Raw genomic sequence first — 20,445 nt, 5'->3', positions numbered from 1 at the left:
CTATACCCCTAACGAGCCATTTTCAAACATCTTGAAGAAAAACGAAAAAGACTGTCGAATAATCGACAGTCCTCATGCTAATGCAAGTATAACGCATGTTTACAGTTTACGGTAATCGCTTTTCATGATTCCCCTGACTTTCCCGGCCCAGCTTGAGCTCGCCGGACAGTATTTGGCGGCGACCTTGTCGATGGTCGTCAACCCTTTGTCCACGTATTTATCCGCCAGCAGCTGTCCGAACTTGCGCACCGAATCCGCTTTGGTCTTGAAGCTGAACGCTTTATTGTTCGGGTCTCCCGATGTCGCGTTCAACCCGAACAAATTGTTCTTGGTGCGGGAGAGCTTGCTCTTGCCGTTGCCGCTCTCGAGCTTCATGACCGCGATCGTGAACAAGGCGTTGATGCCGTACTCGTCTTCGATCTCCAGGACGACGTCCTCGATGCCGTGTCCGGCGAGCGCCGTCCCCTTGAACAGCTTGGCGATATGTTCCTCGGTCAATCCGGAGTCCGATCGAACCCGATTGGTCGGGCTTGACGGATCAGAAAGGTCTTGCTTCGCGTTGTCCGGATCCGCCGCGACAGCTTCCTTCGGTTCAACCAGCTTCTCCGTCACTGTATTCGCAGGCTCCGCCTGCCGAACCGGAGGGGTGTCGCCAGGGGCACGACCGACCGGCTCGTCAGGATCGATCAACGATGCGTATCCGCCGTGAACGTAGCCGCCCTCGTTCAGGCGAAGCCAGCCTTTCTCCGTGACCGCCGCAACCTCAAGACGCGTGCCCCGCTCTACGACGCGCAGCACCTTGGAACCATTGTACGGATTGGCCCGCACGTTTAAATAATAAGCGGTAACTTCGTATATCGAAACGGACGGCGAGCGCGGGGTCGTCTTCGGCGCATCCGAACCGTTTTTTTCGTCGTAGTCGGCGATCGTCCCGGCATTGAGCGTCCCGAGCTCCTCGTCGAGCGTGAATTTAAGCGGTTTTTTTCGGTTATCTTCGGGCAGTTCATTGGGATTGGCGGAGGAAGGGCCGTCCAGGTATGACATATTTATCGTGGCCGGGAGCGGTAGGATAGGCGAAGTTTCCGATTTCGGCGGGTCTGTCATCACGCGCTGCGCCTCGGACGCGAGGGGGGACGGCTGCGTGATCGGGGCGGCGACGGCGAGCGGAGCGCGATCCTGCAAGGCTGCGAGCGAGGTCAGGCCAAGCGTTGCAAATAACGTCGCGACGATCAATACGACAAGGGGGAACCGCTTCTTATCTCCACGCATAACTGCACCTCTCTTCTTTTGATGAAGGACGAGCGAATCGTGAATATAGGATAGATTGTACAGACGGCCCCCTGAAAAACATGTCAATTCGTCAACGAATATTTAGATTTCCTTTGTCGACGAAGCGTGCGAAAACGCGTCTTCTCCCTTTCCATGCGTTGTCATTCAACGGATTCCTGCAAGTATCCGGTCCCGCTGGCGGGCCGTGTCGTCTGCTGCTGCGCATTCGCCGGCCGGCGCCTGCCACGCCACCGGCTTCAAAACGCAAAAAAAACAGGAACGCCACCCTTCATCGGTCCGATGATTCGGGAGGCGTTCCTGCTTCTATAAAAGCGTAAGTCCCGTTCAATAAAATGCACAGACCGTCATACGGCTTAGCTGCCGTCTCCGCGGTCCAGCCAGCTCCGCATCATCGCCAGCAGCTGCGCGCTGTTGACGGGCTTGGTGATATAATCGGAGGCGCCCGCTTCTATGCACAGCTCCCTGTCGCCCTTCATGGCCTTGGCCGTGAGCGCGATGATCGGCAGCTCAGCGAACGCCGGGTTCGCGCGGATCGCGCGGGTCGTCTCATAACCGTCCATGACCGGCATCATGATGTCCATCAGCACGATGCTGACGTCCGGCGTCCGCTCGAGGATATCGATCGCCGCCTGGCCGTTCTCCGCCGGCAGCACGGTCATCTGGTGCCGCTCCAGAATCGTCGTCAAGGCGAAGATGTTGCGCACGTCGTCGTCCACGACGAGCACCTTGCGCGATTGAATCGCCTCGTCGGACTGGTAGATCCGCTCGAGCGCTTCCCTTGAACCGGCCGGCAGCTCGTCCGATCTCCGGTGGAGGAACAGCGTCGTCTCGTCCATCAGCTGAACGGCCGAGCGCACCTCCTTCACGACGGAGGTCTTCAAAATTTCTTCCCATTCCTCATGTTCTTCGCCGCTCAGCTTGATGCCGCCTTCCACGACGATCGGAATGCGCCTGCCCGCCGACTTCTTCTGGATCTCCCGAAGGAACTTGGGCATCGGCATATCGGTCAGGTCGCCTTCCGTGACGACGCAGTCGAACGGCTTCACGCCGATTTGGTTCAGCGCTTTGCGCGCCGTGTCGACCGCCGTGATCTTAAGCGTGCCGCCCGCGAGCGAATCGACGATCTGCTTCCTCCGCTCGGGCGACTTCACGACGGCGAGCAGCTGACGATCTCCGCGGGACGCGAACGCATTCAGGCTCTCGAGCGCGAGATCGAGCTCGTCGTTGGTGACGGGCTTGCACAGGTAATCGTACACGCCTTTTCGCAGCAGCTCGGTCTTATCCTCGTCGACTGTAATGACGCATACCGGAATGTGGCGGACCGACATATCGTTTTTCAGGTGTTCCAGCACGAGCCAGCCGTCCGTATCCCCGAGGTGAAGGTCGAGCGTGATCGCCATCGGATTGTACTTTTTAGCCAGCTCGAGCGCCTGAAGGCCCTTGGACGTGATCACCGTCTTGATGCCCTTTCGGCCGAGCGCGTCCTGGACGATCTCGCAGAACTTCAAGTCGTCCTCGACGATCAGAAAGACCGGATCGCCCGGCTCGATGGCGTCGCGATCGTCCTGTAGTTCTTCTCCCTGCGTCGGCGGCGTCAACCGGATGCGCTTCGGCGGGGAGACGTCGATGACCTCGGGCATATGCCTGGTCTTGGGCTCCGCCTGAACGTCCCATGCGTCGATCGGCAGGTACAGGTTGAACACGCTGCCGCTGCCCGGCTCGCTGAAGAGGGTGATCTCCCCGCCAAGCATCTCGGCGATCTCGGTCGAGATCGTGAGGCCAAGGCCGGTGCCGCCGTAAACCCGGTTCGTGCTCCCGTCCGCCTGTTGGAACGCCTCGAAGATGATCTGCTGCTTGTCCTTCGGGATGCCGATGCCCGTGTCGCTCACCGTGAAGCAAAGCACGGATGCCGCGCGGTTTAGACGCTCCGCGCCCTGGCTCCAGCCTTCCGTCGCCTTGCGGACCCGGAGCAAGATCTCTCCCTTATCCGTGAACTTGAAGGCGTTGGACAGCAGGTTTTTCAAAATCTGCTGCAGCCGCTTCGGATCGCTGACGATGCGCGTCGGCACCTCGGGTTCGACCCTGATGCGGAACGCGAGCAGGCGCTCGTCCACCATATGGCGGAACGACCGGTCGAGCCCGTCCGTCAGCTCCCTGATGTTCAGCTCGCTGTACTCCGCCGACACGGTGCCCGACTCGATCTTCGACAAATCCAAGATATCGTTGATCAGATTAAGCAGCTCGTGACCGGAATCCTGGATCGTCTTGGCGAACTTGACCTGATGCTCGGCGAGATTGCCGTCCAGATTGTCCGCGAGCTGCTCGGCGAGCAGCAGCAGCGAATTGAGCGGCGTGCGCAGCTCGTGGGACATGTTGGCAAGAAACTCGGACTTGTAGCGCGACGTGAGCGCCAGCTGCTCGGCTTTTTCTTCGAGGAAGCGTCTCGCGACTTCGACCTCGTTGTTCTTGCTCTCGACCTCGGCCTTCTGGATGACGAGCAGCTTGGCTTTGTCCTCCAGCTCTTCGTTCGTGTTCTGCAGCTCGAGCTGCTGCTTTTGCAGCTCCTCGGTGAGCGACTGGGACTGGATGAGCAGCTCTTCGGTACGCCGGTTCGCCTGCATCGTGTTGATGACGATACCGATCGAGTCCGTGAGCTGGTCCAGCAGCGCGATATCGATCTCGCTGAACGATCTGAACGAGGCCAGCTCCAATACGGCGAGCACCTGTTCTTCGAAAATGATCGGCAGCAGCACGATGTTGAGCGGCGTCGCCTCTCCGAGCGCGGAGGAGATCACCACGTAATCGCCGGGCACGTTGGTCAGCAGGATGCGCTGCTTCTCGATCAGGCATTGGCCGACCAGGCCTTCGCCCGCGCGGAATTCGTTCGACAAATGCTTGCGATTGTGGAACGCGTAGCTCGCGAACAGCTTCAGCACCGTTTGCCCGTTCACGACATCGTTCATATAGAAGACGCCGTGCTGCATCGAGACGAGAGGAGCGAGCTCCGACAGGATCATGCGGCAGACGGCGTACAGATCCCGCTGTCCTTGCATGAGACGGGAGATCTTCGCGAGGTTCGTCTTCAGCCAGTCCTGCTCGGTGTTGATCCGGGTCGTCTCCTTCAAATTCCGGATCATCTCGTTGATGTTGTCCTTCAGCGTCTCGACTTCGCCGGCGGCGGCCACGTCGATCGTGCGCGACAGGTCTCCGTTCGTAACCGCTGTGGCGACGTTCGTGATCGCGCGCACCTGCGTCGTGAGCGTACTCGCCATGTAGTTGACGTTGTCGGTCAGATCTCGCCAGGTTCCCGCGGCGCCCGGCACGCTCGCCTGTCCGCCGAGCTTCCCTTCCGCGCCGACCTCCCGGGACACGGTCGTGACCTGGTCGGCGAAAATCGCCAGCGTGTCGGTCATGTTGTTGATCGTCTCGGTCAGCTCCGCGATCTCGCCCTTCGCGTCGACGGTCAGCTTCAGCCTCAGGTTGCCGTTCGCGACCGCCGTCACGACCTTGGCGATACCGCGCACTTGGTCGGTCAGGTTGGCGGCCATGATATTAACGTTGTCGGTCAGATCCTTCCAGATACCGCCGACGCCGCGAACCTGCGCCTGGCCGCCCAGCTTGCCGTCCGTGCCGACTTCGCGCGCCACCCGCGTAACTTCGGACGCGAACGAGTTGAGCTGGTCCACCATCGTATTGATCGTGTTTTTCAGCTCGAGCAGCTCGCCTTTGACGTCGACGGTGATCTTCTTGGACAGGTCGCCGTTCGCGACCGCCGTCGTGACGCCCGCGATGTTGCGCATCTGGATCGTCAGGTTGCTCGCCATGTAGTTAACCGTATCGGTCAGGTCCTTCCACATGCCCGAGACGTCCTTGACGTCCGCCTGTACGCCCAGCTTGCCCTCGGTGCCGACCTCGCGGGCGACGCGCGTGACTTCGGACGCGAAGTTGCCGAGCTGGTCCACCATCGTGTTCATCGTGTTTTTCAGCTCGAGAATCTCGCCCTTGACGTCGACCGTAATTTTCTTGGACAGGTCGCCCCGCGCGACGGCGGTCGTGACGTCCGCGATGTTGCGCACTTGGTCGGTCAGATTGCGGGCCATGTTATTGACGCTCTCGGTCAAGTCCTTCCAGGTGCCCCCGACGCCTTTGACCTGCGCCTGGCCGCCGAGCTTGCCGTCCGTGCCGACCTCCCGCGCCACGCGCGTAACCTCGGATGCGAACGTCGACAGCTGATCCACCATCGTATTGATCGTGTTTTTCAACTCGAGGATCTCGCCTTGGACGTCGGCCGTGATTTTCTTGGACAGATCCCCGTTCGCGACCGCCGTCGTGACGACGGCGATATTGCGCACCTGGTCGGTCAGGTTGGACGCCATGTCGTTAACCGATTCGGTCAGGTCGCGCCAAGTGCCGGCCACGCCTTTAACCTGGGCTTGTCCGCCGAGCATCCCTTCGGTGCCGACTTCGCGGGCTACGCGCGTAACTTCGGACGCGAACGTGGACAGCTGATCGACCATCGTGTTGATCGTATTTTTGAGCTCCAGAATCTCGCCTTTCGCATTGACGGTGATCTGCTTGGTCAGGTCGCCCTTCGCGACCGCCGTCGTCACTTCCGCGATGTTGCGCACCTGATCGGTGAGCGTGCCGGCCATGAAGTTAACGCTGTCGGTCAAGTCCTTCCAGGTGCCGGAGACGTCCTTGACGTCCGCTTGGCCGCCGAGGATGCCGTCGTTGGAAACCTCGCGCGCGACGCGCGTAACTTCGGACGCGAAGTTGCCGAGCTGATCGACCATCGTGTTGATCGTGCTCTTCAGCTCCAGAATCTCGCCCTTCGCATCGACGGTAATTTTTTTCGACAGGTCGCCCTTCGCGACGGCCGTCGTGACCTCCGCGATATTGCGCACTTGGTTAGTCAGATTCGAAGCCATGTAGTTAACGCTCTCGGTCAGGTCGCGCCAGGTGCCGGCGACGCCGCTGACCTCCGCTTGGCCGCCGAGGATGCCCTCGGTGCCGACCTCGCGCGCCATCCGCGTGACTTCCGAAGCGAATGTCGACAGCTGCCCGACCATCGTATTGATCGTGACCTTCAGCTCCAGAATCTCGCCTTGAACGTCCATCGTGATCTGCTTGGACAAATCCCCGTTCGCGACGGCCGTCGTCACGACGGCGATGTTGCGCACCTGGTTGGTCAAATTCGAAGCCATGTAATTTACGCTCTCCGTCAGGTCGCGCCAAGTACCGGACACGCCTTTGACGTCCGCTTGTCCGCCAAGCTTGCCTTCGGTGCCGACCTCGCGCGCCACGCGCGTAACCTCGGACGAGAACATCGACAGCTGGTCGACCATCGTGTTGATCGTGTTTTTCAGCTCCAGAATCTCGCCCTTTGCGTTAACCGTGATCTGCTTGGACAGGTCGCCCTTTGCGACGGCGGTCGTCACGGCCGCGATGTTGCGCACCTGGTCGGTCAGATTGCTCGCCATGTTGTTGACGCTCTCGGTCAAGTCCTTCCAGGTGCCGGAGACGCCCTTGACGTCCGCTTGCCCGCCGAGCTTGCCCTCCGTGCCGACTTCGCGCGCCACGCGGGTGACCTCGGACGAGAACATCGACAACTGATCGACCATCGTATTGATATTGGCTGCGGTGCGCTGGAATTCCCCCGTCAGCGGCCTCCCTTCCAATTCAAGCTCGACCTTTTGCGAAAGATCCCCTTGCGCGACCGCGTTGATGACCCGAACCATCGCGCTGGTCGGCTGCGTAAGATCGTCGATCAGGCCGTTTAACGATTCGACCGTCTGGTCCCAAGCTCCCCCTTTGTGCTGCAGCGCGAATCTCCGAGACAGATTGCCGTCCTTGCCGACGACTCGCGCGAGCTGTTGAATCTCGTGAACCATGGATTCTTGGATATCCATGATCTCGTTGAACGTATCGGCGACCTTGCCCGCTACGCCAGTATAGTGATAAGGCATACGATAGGAGAAATTCCCCTTTTTCCAAGCCATCAGCGCATTCAACAGTTCTCCGGTGTCCGGCAGATTGTCCCCGGACAGCTGTTCCAAATCCCGATCCGTCATGTATCCTCATCCCCCATGAAGCATAAGTAATAACTTTTCTAATTTGAAAGGTTGCCGATCAAGCGTTTTAGTCGCTCAAGGGAAATCGGTTTTTGTATATAGTCATCGATATTGGCGGCTGCCGGTGCCTTGCTTGCGCGATCCACTGCTTCTTCCTGCCTGGAGCACAAGGCGACGACGTATGGAGGCTCTCTCGGTTCGAATTTCGTTCGCCCTTTCCGATCCGCGCCGCCCGGCGATACGGCCGTCGCCACCAGCCCCTCGTCGACGAATACGAGATCGAAGACATCGCCGAGCAGCGCCTGTCGCATCGCTTCCGCATCCGTGACGACCGACGCGCCGATACCGAGCATGTCCAGCATATGTACTAGTAAGGCGCGGTAGATCGGACAAGGCTCGCCGATGAGCACGCGCAATCCTTCCGGCAGCCGTTTCGCATCCCCGTCCTGCCGCTCGGGCAATACGGCCAGCGCTTCGGGTCGCATCGGGTCCGACGCGTCCCCGGGCACCCGTCCCGCCTTCACCGTGAATACAAACATCGCGCCCGGCTCCTTCGTATCCTCGATTCGGATCGCGCCGCCCATCAACTCCACGAGCGATTTGCTGATCGAGAGCCCGAGGCCGGTGCCGTCGAACTTGCGGTTCATCGACGTATCGAGCTGGGCGAACGGATGGAAAAGCTGGCCGATCTTGTCCGCGGGAATGCCGATGCCCGTGTCCAGCACGGTGAATTCGACGACCAGACGGCCGTCTTCCTCCGACAATTGCTTGACGAATATGTAAACGCCGCCTCTTTTGGTGAATTTCACGGCATTCCCTACGATGTTGATCAATACTTGTCTCAGTCTGTTTTTGTCGCCGGTCAAAATCGACGGCAGCTCGGGATCGAGCACGACGATCAGCTCCAGATGGCGCTCGCGCGAAGCCGCCGTGAACAAATCGATCGTCTCGAGGAGGCACAGCCTGAGGTCGAACGGCTCTTCCTCCAGCTCCATTTTACCCGACTCGATCTTTGAAAAATCGAGAATATGATTGATGACGGACAGCAGCACGTTGCCGCTGGTATGTATGATGCCGACCATGCTGGCGAACTCTTCGGGCAGATCCGACGAGAGCAGCAGGTCCGACATCCCGATGATGCCGTTCAGCGGCGTTCGGATCTCATGGCTCATGACCGCGAGGAACTCGGATTTGACCCGAAGGGCGATCTCGGCCGTCTCCTTCGCCTGCACGAGCGCATGGTTCGTTCGCTCGAGCTGTTTCGTTTGCTGCTGCAGCAGCTCGCTCTGCCTTTGCAAGGCTTTGGTCGTCTCGTACATGCTGACGTAACCGGCGATCTTCGATTTGAAAATATGAGGTGCCAGCGGCCTCGTCAAGTAATCGATGGCGCCTCCGCCATGGCCGTCGAAATCGTATTGGCCTTCGTGGGCGTCCTGCGAAACGAAAATAATCGGTACGACGCGCGATTTTTCCCGTGCTCTGATCATGGCTGCCGTCTCCAGCCCGTCCATGTCGGGCATATGTATATCCATGACGATGACGGCGAATTCCTTTTCGAGCAAACTGCGCAGCGCCTCGATCCCCGAATACGCCCGTACGCAAACGTAAGGCTCTCCGGCTAATATCGCTTCGATGGCCATCAGGTTTTCCGGACGATCGTCGACTAGCAAGATATGGGCGGCGTCTTCCATTCCGCTCCTCCTTGGATTTCGATAGAATATCGAGCAAAAACATAAGTCGGATTCATCGCACAGCTGTCACGGTTATATACCCACGCGACTTCTGTCTGAAACACTCGATCCTTGGCTCTTTAAAACTTTTTTAAGGATGCGGATGCACGATTTATGCGAGATCGATTCGCATTTAGTTTACATAACTTTATTGACGTTATCTTTTATGAACATCCGTTAAACAAGCCAAAAAGCAGCCTGATTAAAGGCCGCTTTCGGTTGCTTCTTATCGTTTCCGGCTTGCCAAACGGTTATTCGAACGTCAGGTCGACGCCGGCTGGAAGCGCTGCGCGAAGCTCCGCCGCGAGCGGTTCGTCGAATGCGAGCGCGGGCTCCAGAACGACGATCTCTCCGCTGTCCTCCCGCGTTCGGATGAGACGGCCGAGCCCCTGCCTGAATCTGAGAAGCATGTACGGCAAGTCCACTTCCCGGTAGGGATCGCCCGCCTCCCGGCGCTTGGCGTCGAACACCGGATCGTTCGGCGGATAAGGCAGCGCCCACATGATCACGGTCGATAACGACGGTCCGGGGACATCGAGCCCTTCCCACAGCGTGACCGCGCACAGCACGCTGCTCGGATCGCGTTGAAACTCTGAAATCAATACCGTAATCTCCCGATCGCCCTCGAACAGGAACCGGCGCCCGTCCTTTTCCGGCGCCCGTCCGTATGCCGACTTAAACGCGGCCAGCGCTTCTTTGGACGGAAACAGCAACAAAGCGCCGCCCTCGGAACGGCGAATGGCCGCGAGCGCCGACGCGGCCTTCCAATCCGTCAACGAATCGATGTCTTCTATAATAGAAACGGGGTGCGCTTGCGGGACCTTCACCTTCATCCGTTCAGGATAATCGTATGGCGAAGCGACGCTGAACGACAAATATTGCGATACGCCCAAACTGTGCGCGAGATAGTCGAACGATTCGCCCGAGGATAACGTCGCCGAAGAAAAGACGACCGGCATCGGCTTCGCGAACACTCGTTCTCCGAGCACCTCTCGAACGGTGCGAGGCATGATGACCAAAGTCAGTCCGGTCAAGGCGTCGACCGTCCAGCAGATCGGCGGCGTCGGACTTGAGAAAAGGCCGAGCGCGGTCCGCATCATTTCCAAGTGCTCCTCGACGATCCGCAGCTGATAACCGTCCAGATTGAACAGCTCGCTCTCGAACACGAGATTTTCCTCGATCCGTTCCAGGACGGCATCGAGCTCCGAGACCGACCGAAGCAACGCCGCATCCGTCTTGATCTCCATCCGGTCGGAACCCGCGACTTTGTTGCTCCGCGCCGCCAGCGCATCGAACAGCAGCTCGCTGCGTTCGATCGCCAGGTCGATCTGTACGGCGAGAGACTCGCGAATATCGTTTTTAAGCAGGCGCGTGACGAGCTCCTCGAACGCCGCATGCTTGAGCCGATAAGTGAGCGCCTTTTGCGCGGCGGATTCCAGCAGGTGGCCTTCGTCGAAGACGACCGAGCTATGCTCGGGCAGGAGCGGCAGCTGGCCCTCCCGCTTGCGGCTCTCGTACGTCCATATATGCTCCATATAAAAATCGTGCGAGCAGATGACGATGTCCGCCGCCTTGCGGTAATGTTCTCTCGACAGCGTCATCCCGCAGCGGTGGCGCTTGTCGCAGACGAAGCAGTCGCGAAAGCTGTCCCAGTCGATGCGGCCCCACTGCACGTCGTCCAGATCCGGATATTCCTTGCGGTCGCCGTACGCATGGAAGGACTGAAGCGCCTCCGTCTTGCTCACGAACGGCGGCAAGCTTTCGTAAATATCTTTGTACAGCTCCGTATCCGCATAACCGAGCCGCGCGTCGTCCAGCTTTTGCAGGCACAAGTAGCGGTCCTGCGACTTGCCGAGCCTGGCGTCGACCGTCAGATCCAGATGTTTCGCCAGCTTCGCGAGGTCCCCTTCGGGCTTCGCCAATTGCTCGATCAGAGACTCGTCCGCGCATGCGACGACCGCCGGCTTGCCCGTATAGCGCGCATAGCAGATCGCGTACAGCAAATAAACGAGCGTTTTGCCCGTGCCGACGCCCGCCTCGGCGAAAATCGTTTTTTTATCCGCATAGGCCCGTTCCACTTGGTAGGCCATATAAATTTGCTCGTCCCGAACCTCGAACCCGGCCTCGGGCAAAATATCGTAAAAAACGTCCGCGACCCATTCCCCGACTTGCAGGGCGAAAGGTTTGCCGCTCACGACTTCGAAGGGATAGCGCTTGCTCAAGCTTCGTTGCCTCCAACCTTGTCTCGTATATGGCAGCTCAAAATGCCGAAGCATCCATTATACCACAATCGGAGCTTCTATAAATTCGCTTCACATGATATGAAAATAACCGAAACGACAAAACCGCTCCGGCCGAAGAACATATGATATTCGTCAGCTTCTAACGCGGCCGGTCGCTTCATCTATCAAATCGCGATGATGCGCTTGATGGCGGCAGTGTCGTAGCCCGGCGGATTAATCCCGACCGCGACGCCGCCCGCCGAAGCGACATTGACGAGCTCGAGCGTCCCGCCGTCGGTTCGGATACAGATGCCGAGGATCCCCTGCCCGCCGTCGTTCTTTTCCAAGAAGTCGGCGCCGAGTATGAACCGTCCGACATAGGGTGCCAGCTCGCTTCGATCCGTCCGCCATTCGAAGGGCAGACGGCGCACGCCCGCCGCAGCGAACCAGCCGCCCGCAATCGAGGCGCTCATTTGAATCTCGTCGATCGTCAACCGAATTCGCAAACCGCCTGCGAACCCGATCTCCAGACGAAAATCCTCCAGCTCGAATACGACCGGGGACGAAGCGCACCATCGCTCGGCTTGAATGTCCCAGGCCGAATAAACGTTGCAAATTCGAGCCCCGTGAAGTCCCGCCAAATCGTCGCCCATGAACGCTAATAGCGACCGCGTGTCGCCATACCCCGGCGGATCGTAACCCGGCCATTCGAAGGCCATGCGACTCCCTCCATTTCTAGCCGAACCAATGCGCGATATAGATCATGACGATCAAGCCGATGATAAACGAATAGGTCGAAGGACGTTCGTAGCCGTGCCCGTGGCTTTCCGGAATGAGCTCCTTATAGGCGATGAAAAGCATGGCGCCGGCAGCGAAGGCAAGACCGATCCCGATCAACGAATCGACGTAGCTGGCCGTGAAGTAGCCGATGACCGCAGAGACGACTTCCATCAATCCCGTTAGCGTCACGAGCGCCAGAAGCCTGAGCTTCCCGACGTTGGACCGGAGCAAGAACACCGCCAGCACGAGTCCTTCCGGCATATTTTGCGCGCCGATCGCGACGGCGACCATCGTGCCGAGCCCCTCGCTAGCGCTGGCGTAGCTGAAGCCCGTGCTCAGCCCTTCCGGTATATTGTGTATAAAGAGCGCTACCAATACTAACAATGCCTTGCTGTCGAAGCCTCGTATGCGCGAACCGTTCTCGACGTCCACGTGCGGGATGTTTTTCTCGATCAGATCGAGCGAAACGATGCCGATGAGCAGTCCCAAAGTCAGCAATGCGATGCCCGATTCGTTAAGCGATTGCGGAATCAGTCCGAACATCGAAGCGGACACCATGATGCCGGCGGTGAACGCCACCAGCATGTCCTTCCACTTTTCCGACAGCTGCTTGATGAACAAGATCGGGACGGCCCCGAGCACCGTCGCCATCGCGGATATGAAGCTGCCGAGCAGCGCCGTTTCCAATCGTTAGCTCTCCTTTCAAAAACGAAGCGAACGCCTCGCGGCTTCCTTATCGTATGCGAACGCACGTCGTTTTTGACATGTCCATCGTACTAACCGCGATACTTCGGATGAGAATAACAATAAACGATGAACGCCCTTCGTTCAAATCAATTCATGCAAAAAAGGACGGAGCGCTTGGCCCTGTCCTTCGCTTGAAGTTTGAACTTATGTCTTTTGAACTTCGTTCAGGACGCTCGTAACTCTCCACACTTTGCCCTCTTTCTCCCCCTGCTCTGCCTCGATCGTAAAATAGGCAGCCGTATGGCCGTTGCTGCGCAGCCAGAAAAAGATCGCTTTCCCAGCCTTCTCGTTCCACAAAATCGCTGGATAAGCGTCGCCCTTTTGCAAGCCTTTTTTACGTACGTCGCTCATCATCGCGTCGTTAAAAGAGAAAGCTTCCTCCATCGGCATTTGATTCGTGATTCCAATCGCCGTATCACCGCTGCTGACCAATTTCCATTCCGCTGCCGTGTTTTTATCGATGACGTTATTTTGTAAAAGAAGGTCTTTTGCGACGGACCAGTTTCGTTTTATTTTTTGCGCAAGTTCCGGCGGCATGTCGTCAAACAAAGGAGATGCGTATTGAATATGCGCGGTTCCGTTTTCGATTCGTTCTAGCGGCGTGACGATGCGGGACTCACTCGTGTCGCGATCGTATGCGAGGAACAACATGCCGCAGAGGCATCCGAATACGGCCGATCCAATAAGCGATTTATTTTTCACGAAGCTCACTCCTTTCTTTTTATTTTCCATATTTTAATCTTAATTACAATAAAAAAGACTGCCCTCTCCAGGGCAGTCCGTTCACTTAACCTTCAACCAACGTCAATCTAGCCTGACCTTCCTGTTTTCGCGCGATCTCCAGCTTGCGGATCCGGTTGCGGTCCTTGTCGCGGATGATGAACGCCAGGTTCTCCTCCTCGTAAATCCAAGGCACGTTCTTGGGCAAGTCGGGCTGCATCGCGAACAGCCAGCCCCCGATCGTGTTGACCTCGTCGCTCGGCAGCTGCACCTCGAACAAACGGCCGATTTCGTCGACGAGCGTCTTTCCGTCCACGAGATACTTGTCCTCGCCGATCTCCTCGATCGGCTGAATCTCGTCCTCGTCGAACTCGTCGCGGATCTCGCCGACGATCTCCTCGAGGATATCCTCGATCGTCACGAGGCCGGCGGTGCCCCCGTATTCGTCGTGCAGCAGCGCGATATGCTTGCGCTCTGCCTGCATGCGGATGAGCAGATCCTTGACCGGCATCGCGTCGGGCACGGACAGCACCGGCTGCAGCAGGGCGCCGAAGTCGAAGTCCGGATTGTTGTCGTAACTCAAGAAAAACTGCTTCGTATTGACGAAGCCGATAATGTCGTCTTTGCTCTCGCCTGCGACCATGAAGCGCGTGTACTGCTCTCGCTTGATCGTCGCTAGATTGTCCGCGAGCGATTTATTGCGGTACAGGCAGACCATGTCGGTACGCGGAATCATAATATCGCGAGCGAGCAGCCTGTCGAACTGGAAGATCCGGTTCACGTAGCCGAACTCTTCTTCGTTGATCTTGCCGCTCTCGTAACTCTCCGACAGGATCAGCCGGATCTCCTCTTCGGAGTGCGCCTCTTCGTGCTCGCTGGCCGGCTTCATGCCGAACATGCGGATAAGGCCGTTGGCCGAGCCGTTCAGCGCCCAGATGAACGGGTACATGACTTTATAAAACCAGACGATAACCGGCGCGACGAGCAGCGAGATCTCCTCGGCCTTCTGGATGGCCAGCGTCTTAGGCGCCAGCTCGCCAAGCACGACGTGCAAGTATGTGATGAGCGCGAACGCGATGATGAACGACAATACGTGCGACACGCTCTCCCCGATATGCAGGGAATGGAACAGCGGTTCGAGCAGTTTCTCTACCGTCGGCTCGCCCAGCCAGCCGAGGCCCAGCGCGGTGATCGTGATCCCGAGCTGACAGGCCGACAGGTAGCCGTCGAGATTCGCGATGACCCGTTGTACGGCGACTGCGTTTTTCCTTTTCTCCATGACCAGTTGGTCGACGCGGCTTGACCGGATACGAATAATCGCGAATTCGGTAGCGACGAAGAAGGCAGTAAGCAGAATGAGCAACGCAACCCAAACCAGATTCAGTCCTAGCACGCGCAGTCACCCCCTTCGATCGCCTGCCGGGCGATGGCTGCTGCGCGATTGACTTGCGGTCTTAAGCTGCGTAAATCAGATTCTGTGTCCACGTACGATAGTCTCCTCCTGCTCCAAATGGATTGTCCAAAATTGATCTAATTCATACATACGCAAAAAGAGCCGGTTTAGATTCAAAAAAATCCGATTTTTATCCCATACCCGCCTCGCTTAAGCTTAAAACAATGGATGCAGACGCCAACATTTCATTGACAACACAGGCAAGGCTTGCTAATATGTTAAACAAATTATTCCTACATATTTTATCAGATTAACGTCGAGAAGGAGACTACATTCATGAAAACAATCGCGATCGATTCTCGCAAGCTGCTCGTATCCGCGCTCGTCGCCGCGACGATCGCCGGCGGTTCGCAAGCATGGGCCGCGGCTCCGGCCGCTTCGCAAGTCCAAGCGCACGAAGTGCAAGCCTCCGAGTACGCTTCTTTTTTAAAGGATAAATATTCGATCGCGCTTTCCGCAGGCCTGACCAAAGGCGAGTTTTTGTCCGCGCTGGCCGAAGCCTTGAAGGCGCAGCCCGCCGAGAAGCCCCATACCTTCGCCGACCTCGGCGCCTCCGATCCGCTTTACGCGGATGCGGCGGCGTTGTACGCGCTTGGCGTCATCACGTCCGATACGGTAGCCGCTGGACAAAGACTCTCCGCCATCAACGCCGTCCAAATCGCGGTCAAAGCGGCCGGCCTCAAGGAGCTGGCCTATACCTATCCCGCTTCCAAGACGGCGGCCGCGCTGGCCAAGGTCAAGCTGAAGCCCGAATGGCTCGGCACGACGGCCGCGCAAGAGCTGGCGGCCGCGATCGACGCCGGTCTCCTGCCTTCCTCCTATTACAAAGAGATTAAGCTCAAGGGCATCGCATCTCGCGAGCTTGCGGAAGTGCTCATCGGCCAGACGATCACCGTTCAAGGTCTCTACAAGCACTTCCTAGGCTATGCCTCCGACGCCGATATCTACGCTAAACTTCAGGATGCCTTTTCACAGTCGGACATCATTCAGTCGCCAGAACTGCAGGCGGTCGTGGATGCCGCGCTAGAACGCGATATCGTCACCGGCTACAATCTCAAGGACAGCCGGTACGAAGCGAACTTCGTCGACAGCCTGTCCCTCGTATACGGCCACTCCGACCTGAAGCACGCCCTTCAGCTGATCGGACTGCTGCGCAGCGAAGGCATCGACGCCAAAGTACAGTTCGAGCCTAAAACGTCCGCCTTTATCTATCTGAAGGAATGGGGCGAACCGGGCGAGTCCGATCTGTACAAAGTCAAGCAAATCGCGAACGGCAACTACATTGAATATGCCAAGGAATACGATCTCGCGTTCGAATTCGCTAACGCGGCCGACAAGCAGCGGTTCGACGGCATCGTGGCGGCCTATGCCAAGAAAAACGAAGAAGACCAACAGGGCTTGCTGTACGGCTCTTGGTGGCAGCCGCTGTATTATTCCCTGACGGAGCTGCCTGGCTACCGGAAGATCGCGAACAACAAAATCGAGCACGGCCATTATTATGCGCAGTCGTTCTCGCTTCAAAGCGACTCGCAAGCCGTGGCCGCTGGCTTCCGGGAGGTCGATCCGAGCGTGTCCGTGGAGAGCTACGATTTCTGGACGGACGTCCCCTTCTTCAATTACTTGAACGGCGAATCCAAATAACGCGTCGCGTGCTATCTAAGCGCATCTGAAGGACCGCCCCCGGCGGTCCTTTTCCTATGCATGAAATTGATCTGAATTTCCGTTTGCGGGTAGTATATGTAGGAAATCATTTATCCGATATCGCGCGCGGAGGTTTAGCTTATGGAAGTGTTCGAAATCATTTTATTCATGCTCGCGATCATCGCATTATCCAACATCGTGAATCGGCTCCTGCCCGCCGTCCCCCTGCCGCTCGTGCAAATCGCGCTGGGCATGACGCTCGCGATGCTGCCGTTCAAACATCATTTCACGCTGAATCCGGAGCTGTTTTTCGTGCTGTTCATCGCTCCGCTGCTGTTCAACGACGGACAAAGGACGCCGCGCGACGAGCTATGGGCGCTTCGCGTTCCCATTTTGCTGATGGCTCTGGGCCTCGTTTTTGCCACGACCGTTGGCGTCGGCTACATCATTCATGCGATGATTCCATCGATCCCGCTTCCCGCCGCCTTCGGCCTCGCCGCGATATTATCGCCGACGGACGCTGTCGCGGTGACGTCGATGGCCGGACGCGTATCGCTGCCGAAGCGCATCATGCGGTTGCTCGAAGGCGAAGCGCTCATGAACGACGCATCGGGTCTCGTCGCGTTCAAGTTTGCGATCGCCGCCGCCGTCACCGGATCCTTCTCGCTTATTAACGCCACCTGGAGCTTCCTGCTGATCTCGCTGGGCGGCCTGCTGTGCGGCACGATTATCGCTGCGCTGCTCATCCGGCTGCGGCTGTTTTTAAGGCGTTGGGGCATGGAGGACGTCACCGTACATATGCTCATTCTGATCCTTACGCCCTTCCTCATCTTCCTCGCGGCCGAGGAACTCGGATTGTCCGGCATTCTCGCCGTCGTCGCCGGCGGCGTCGTCCATGCCGTCGAGAAGGACCGCATGGAGTCCCGCATGGTCAAGCTCCAGATCGTATCGAAAAGCACCTGGTCCGTCATTATATACGTTTTAAACGGACTGGTCTTTCTGCTGCTCGGCCTGCAGGTGCCCGACGTCGTCAACGTCATCTTTTTCGAGAATCCGATTAACAACGGCATCGTCATCGGCTACATCGCCGTCATTTTCGTATCGCTCATCGTCATTCGCTTTTTGTGGGTGTACTTGTTCTGGGAAAACCGATTTTCGCGGAAAAACGGACGTTCGATGCGCGAAGGCCTCGGCATGTCGGTGCTGACGTCGCTGTCCGGCGTGAGAGGCGCCGTCACCCTGGCCGGCGCTTTCTCGATTCCGCTCGTGCTGGACAACGGCGGCGCGTTTCCTGAACGCGACCTCATTTTGTTTCTGGCCGCCGGCGTCATCTTGATGAGCCTCCTCGTCGCCAGCATCTGCCTGCCGCTGCTTACGCGCAATGCGGACGAAGGCCCGACAGACGAAGAGGAAAAGCTCAACGCGGCGCGCATCGCCACGATCAAGGCAGCACTGCGGTTCCTTGCAGAATCGATGAACGAGGACAATCGCCATGCCTCACATGCCGTCATCGCCCAATACGAAGCCAGAATGCGACGCTTGTCCCTGCACGAAGAAGAACAATCGGAAGGCATCGAGCTCGCCGTCGCCGAAAACCAGGCCCGCCTGACCGGACTCCAGGCGGAACGCAAAGAAATCGCGCGGATGTTCAAAGCCGGCGAAATTCCAGATTATGTGGCGAACCGGTTCAACGATTCGTTCGTGGCGCTCGAGGAGGCGCTCTCGCGGCGCTCGAGAATGCGCATTCTCCTCCTGACGCGGGGACTTAGAAAGCTGGGTTCGGCGATTATCAAGCCGAAGGAAATCGAGCCCCGATTGGACAAAAGCATCATCCGCAAAACGAAGCTGAAAACGTGCCAGGCTGCCATTGGCTCGATCCGCGCGCAGATGACGAAGGATAATCGCAAAGCTTCGCTGAACGTCATCGGCCAATACCGGGAGATCATACGGGCGATATCCCGCAAAAACGAAGATCCGGAAGACGAGCTGCTTCAGCGCAAGCTCCGTCAGGAAATTCAGCTGCGGGCTTACCAGGTCGAACGGGATGAGATTCAAGCTTTGTACGAGCGAGGAGAAATCAAGCGGGACATGGCCAACGCGCTTCGGAAAACGATCAGCTACGCGGAAGCCTCCGTATTAGAAGGAGAGCTGGCTTAGGCCGGCTCTCCTCTTCTATAAATCGATTAGTCGCGATCGTAAGGGCGCATGAATGGATATCGGGCGCGCCTGGCGCGCCGACGCGCCATTGCGGCTGCGCTGGCGGCCAGCAAAACGCCGGCGCCGAGCGCATAGACGGGAATCGGGGACTTCGATGACTCGGCGGCCGTATTTTCGGCCTGCATTCCTTCCGCCTCGGCTTGACCCGAAAAAGCCGAAATCGCGACTTCTTTTTTGACCGGCGACAGCTCGCCGGCGAAAAACGTCCCCCGCTCGCTCTCTAAAACGACCTGACCGCTCATGTCGACCTTCAATACAGGCGATGCGTTTTTCGGATAGACGCCCCAAATCGCTTTGTCGGCGATCCACTCCCTTGCGTCACCCGCCTCGTCCTGCAGCTTGTAGCGCTCGCCCTCGGCGAACAGCATCCGAACGCCGAAGTTCGCGAATCCGTAATCGAGCATTGCGGCCATGTCCGCATAGGCGATGTTTTTCGAACCGGCCTTCAGCACGACGCCGATTAACGACATGCCGTCCCGCTCGGCAGATCCGACAAGCGTGTTGCCTGCCGCGATCGTGTAGCCGTTTTTGATGCCGGTCGCGCCCGGATAGTCGGTCAGCATTTTGTTGTGGTTTTCGAGCGTCGACGTCCATTCCAGACCCGACCAAGGCAGCTTCCGCGTGGACACGATCTGCCGGAACGTCTCGTTGTCCATCGCGTAACGGGCCAGCATGGCCATATCCGAAGCCGTCGTGTACTGATTCGGATCGGGCAGCCCGGACGGGTTGACGAAGTTGGAGTCGTACGCCCCGATCGTGTCCCGCATAAATGCGTTCATCCGCTCGGCGAATTTGTCCTTCGTGCCGTCGATCTGCTCGGCGATCGCGGTCGCCGCGTCGTTGCCCGAGTTGAGCATCATGCCGTAGAGCAGCTTCTCCATCGTGACCCGTTCGCCTTCTGCAAGATAAACGCGGGTGCCCTCCTCGCCGCGCGCGGTCTTGGAGACGGTCGCGATATCGCTCATCGACGATTGCTCCAAAGCGATGATGGCCGTCGCGATCTTCGTGATGCTGGCCGGGTACAGCCGTTCGTCGCCGTGTTTAACGTAGAGCACGTTGCCCGTATGCTGTTCGACGAGGATCGCGGCTTCGCTCTGCGCCGACGGCGGCGCGGAAGCGTCTGCCGGAACGGCTGCCGAGGCATAGCCCCCCCATGCCAAAAACATCGTCGTCATGGCGATCCAAGCTCGCCCTGTCCGCCTGCTAAGCTGCCTCATCCTGCGTACCTCCGTCGCGATGGTCGCCTGCCGATTCATACGGATGTTCTTTGCCCTTCCAACTTACAGCGAGAACGCTTCGAATATACCTTGCCTATGTATCGTTTCGTCTCTTTTATTTCCTGCGTCTCCTGTAGATCGAGATAACGATCAGCACGGTGACGATCAACCCGATGCCGAATACGATGGTGGCCGACAGGGAAAATCCGGCAGCTGCGCCGGCCTCGCCCGCCCCCTCCTCTACGATCTGCCTCGCGCCCGAGGGCCATTCGATCGTTCCGTTCATGCAAAATCCCCTTTCTCCTGCCAAATGCAACGATGGATCGGCAAAAAGAAGGCGCCCTCTTCGCTAATCGA

12 protein-coding genes are annotated in these 20,445 nt (G+C 58.0%); 2 read left to right on the top strand and 10 right to left on the bottom strand.

Annotated features, from left to right (window positions below; translation table 11 throughout):
• Positions 1 to 99: 99 nt before the first annotated feature.
• From BM235_RS19370 to BM235_RS19335, 8 genes are all read right to left on the bottom strand, one after another.
• Positions 100 to 1,269 (bottom strand): glucosaminidase domain-containing protein, encoded by a 1,170-nt coding sequence (locus BM235_RS19370; protein WP_090115873.1) that lies wholly within the window; start codon positions 1,267 to 1,269, stop codon positions 100 to 102.
• Between the two features lie 374 nt (positions 1,270 to 1,643).
• Positions 1,644 to 7,361 (bottom strand): HAMP domain-containing protein, encoded by a 5,718-nt coding sequence (locus BM235_RS19365; protein WP_090115872.1) that lies wholly within the window; start codon positions 7,359 to 7,361, stop codon positions 1,644 to 1,646.
• A gap of 38 nt (positions 7,362 to 7,399) precedes the next feature.
• Entirely contained in the window at positions 7,400 to 9,052 is a 1,653-nt protein-coding gene (locus BM235_RS19360) for a hybrid sensor histidine kinase/response regulator (RefSeq protein WP_090115871.1), read from the bottom strand.
• A gap of 290 nt (positions 9,053 to 9,342) precedes the next feature.
• The gene (locus BM235_RS19355) at positions 9,343 to 11,313 is read right to left on the bottom strand and encodes an ATP-dependent DNA helicase (protein ID WP_255374479.1); all 1,971 of its coding nucleotides are present in this window, start codon (positions 11,311 to 11,313) and stop codon (positions 9,343 to 9,345) included.
• A 185-nt stretch (positions 11,314 to 11,498) separates the two neighbouring features.
• Positions 11,499 to 12,032, bottom strand: coding sequence for a hypothetical protein (locus tag BM235_RS19350; protein ID WP_090115869.1), 534 nt, complete (start codon positions 12,030 to 12,032; stop codon positions 11,499 to 11,501).
• 16 nt (positions 12,033 to 12,048) lie between these two features.
• On the bottom strand, positions 12,049 to 12,780 hold the full coding sequence (locus BM235_RS19345) for a ZIP family metal transporter (protein ID WP_090115868.1): 732 nt from the start codon (positions 12,778 to 12,780) through the stop codon (positions 12,049 to 12,051).
• Between the two features lie 204 nt (positions 12,781 to 12,984).
• Positions 12,985 to 13,542 carry a hypothetical protein gene (locus BM235_RS19340; protein ID WP_143106705.1) on the bottom strand — a complete coding sequence of 186 codons (558 nt, stop codon included), beginning with the start codon at positions 13,540 to 13,542 and terminating at the stop codon, positions 12,985 to 12,987.
• Between the two features lie 85 nt (positions 13,543 to 13,627).
• Positions 13,628 to 14,953: a hemolysin family protein gene (locus BM235_RS19335; protein ID WP_090115866.1), complete on the bottom strand. Its 1,326-nt coding sequence runs from the start codon at positions 14,951 to 14,953 to the stop codon at positions 13,628 to 13,630.
• Between the two features lie 336 nt (positions 14,954 to 15,289).
• Here BM235_RS19335 and BM235_RS19330 point away from each other — a divergent pair, with 336 nt between their 5' ends.
• Together BM235_RS19330 and BM235_RS19325 are read left to right on the top strand one after the other, a co-directional pair.
• Positions 15,290 to 16,654 (top strand): hypothetical protein, encoded by a 1,365-nt coding sequence (locus BM235_RS19330; RefSeq protein WP_090115865.1) that lies wholly within the window; start codon positions 15,290 to 15,292, stop codon positions 16,652 to 16,654.
• Between the two features lie 141 nt (positions 16,655 to 16,795).
• A complete protein-coding gene (locus tag BM235_RS19325) occupies positions 16,796 to 18,811 on the top strand; it encodes a Na+/H+ antiporter (RefSeq protein ID WP_090115864.1) in 2,016 nt (671 codons plus the stop codon).
• A gap of 26 nt (positions 18,812 to 18,837) precedes the next feature.
• Here BM235_RS19325 and BM235_RS19320 read toward each other — a convergent pair whose 3' ends face one another.
• Together BM235_RS19320 and BM235_RS32115 are read right to left on the bottom strand one after the other, a co-directional pair.
• The gene (locus tag BM235_RS19320) at positions 18,838 to 20,088 is read right to left on the bottom strand and encodes a D-alanyl-D-alanine carboxypeptidase family protein (protein WP_255374478.1); all 1,251 of its coding nucleotides are present in this window, start codon (positions 20,086 to 20,088) and stop codon (positions 18,838 to 18,840) included.
• Positions 20,089 to 20,203: 115 nt separating this feature from the next.
• On the bottom strand, positions 20,204 to 20,374 hold the full coding sequence (locus BM235_RS32115; RefSeq protein WP_158543815.1) for a hypothetical protein: 171 nt from the start codon (positions 20,372 to 20,374) through the stop codon (positions 20,204 to 20,206).
• Between the last annotated feature and the right edge of the window lie 71 nt (positions 20,375 to 20,445).

Origin of the sequence: Cohnella sp. OV330 (genome assembly GCF_900112065.1) — a bacterium.
GTDB lineage: Bacteria > Bacillota > Bacilli > Paenibacillales > Paenibacillaceae > Cohnella.
This window is presented reverse-complemented; position numbering and strand designations above follow the sequence as displayed.

Bases quoted from the DNA above. Each gene is read 5' to 3' on its own strand.
- BM235_RS19370 (WP_090115873.1), bottom strand. From the start codon at position 1,269: ATGCGTGGAGATAAGAAGCGGTTCCCCCTTGTCGTATTGATCGTCGCG.
- BM235_RS19365 (WP_090115872.1), bottom strand. From the start codon at position 7,361: ATGACGGATCGGGATTTGGAACAGCTGTCCGGGGACAATCTGCCGGAC.
- BM235_RS19360 (WP_090115871.1), bottom strand. From the start codon at position 9,052: ATGGAAGACGCCGCCCATATCTTGCTAGTCGACGATCGTCCGGAAAAC.
- BM235_RS19350 (WP_090115869.1), bottom strand. From the start codon at position 12,032: ATGGCCTTCGAATGGCCGGGTTACGATCCGCCGGGGTATGGCGACACG.
- BM235_RS19330 (WP_090115865.1), top strand. From the start codon at position 15,290: ATGAAAACAATCGCGATCGATTCTCGCAAGCTGCTCGTATCCGCGCTC.
- BM235_RS19325 (WP_090115864.1), top strand. From the start codon at position 16,796: ATGGAAGTGTTCGAAATCATTTTATTCATGCTCGCGATCATCGCATTA.
- BM235_RS19320 (WP_255374478.1), bottom strand. From the start codon at position 20,088: ATGAGGCAGCTTAGCAGGCGGACAGGGCGAGCTTGGATCGCCATGACG.
- BM235_RS32115 (WP_158543815.1), bottom strand. From the start codon at position 20,374: ATGAACGGAACGATCGAATGGCCCTCGGGCGCGAGGCAGATCGTAGAG.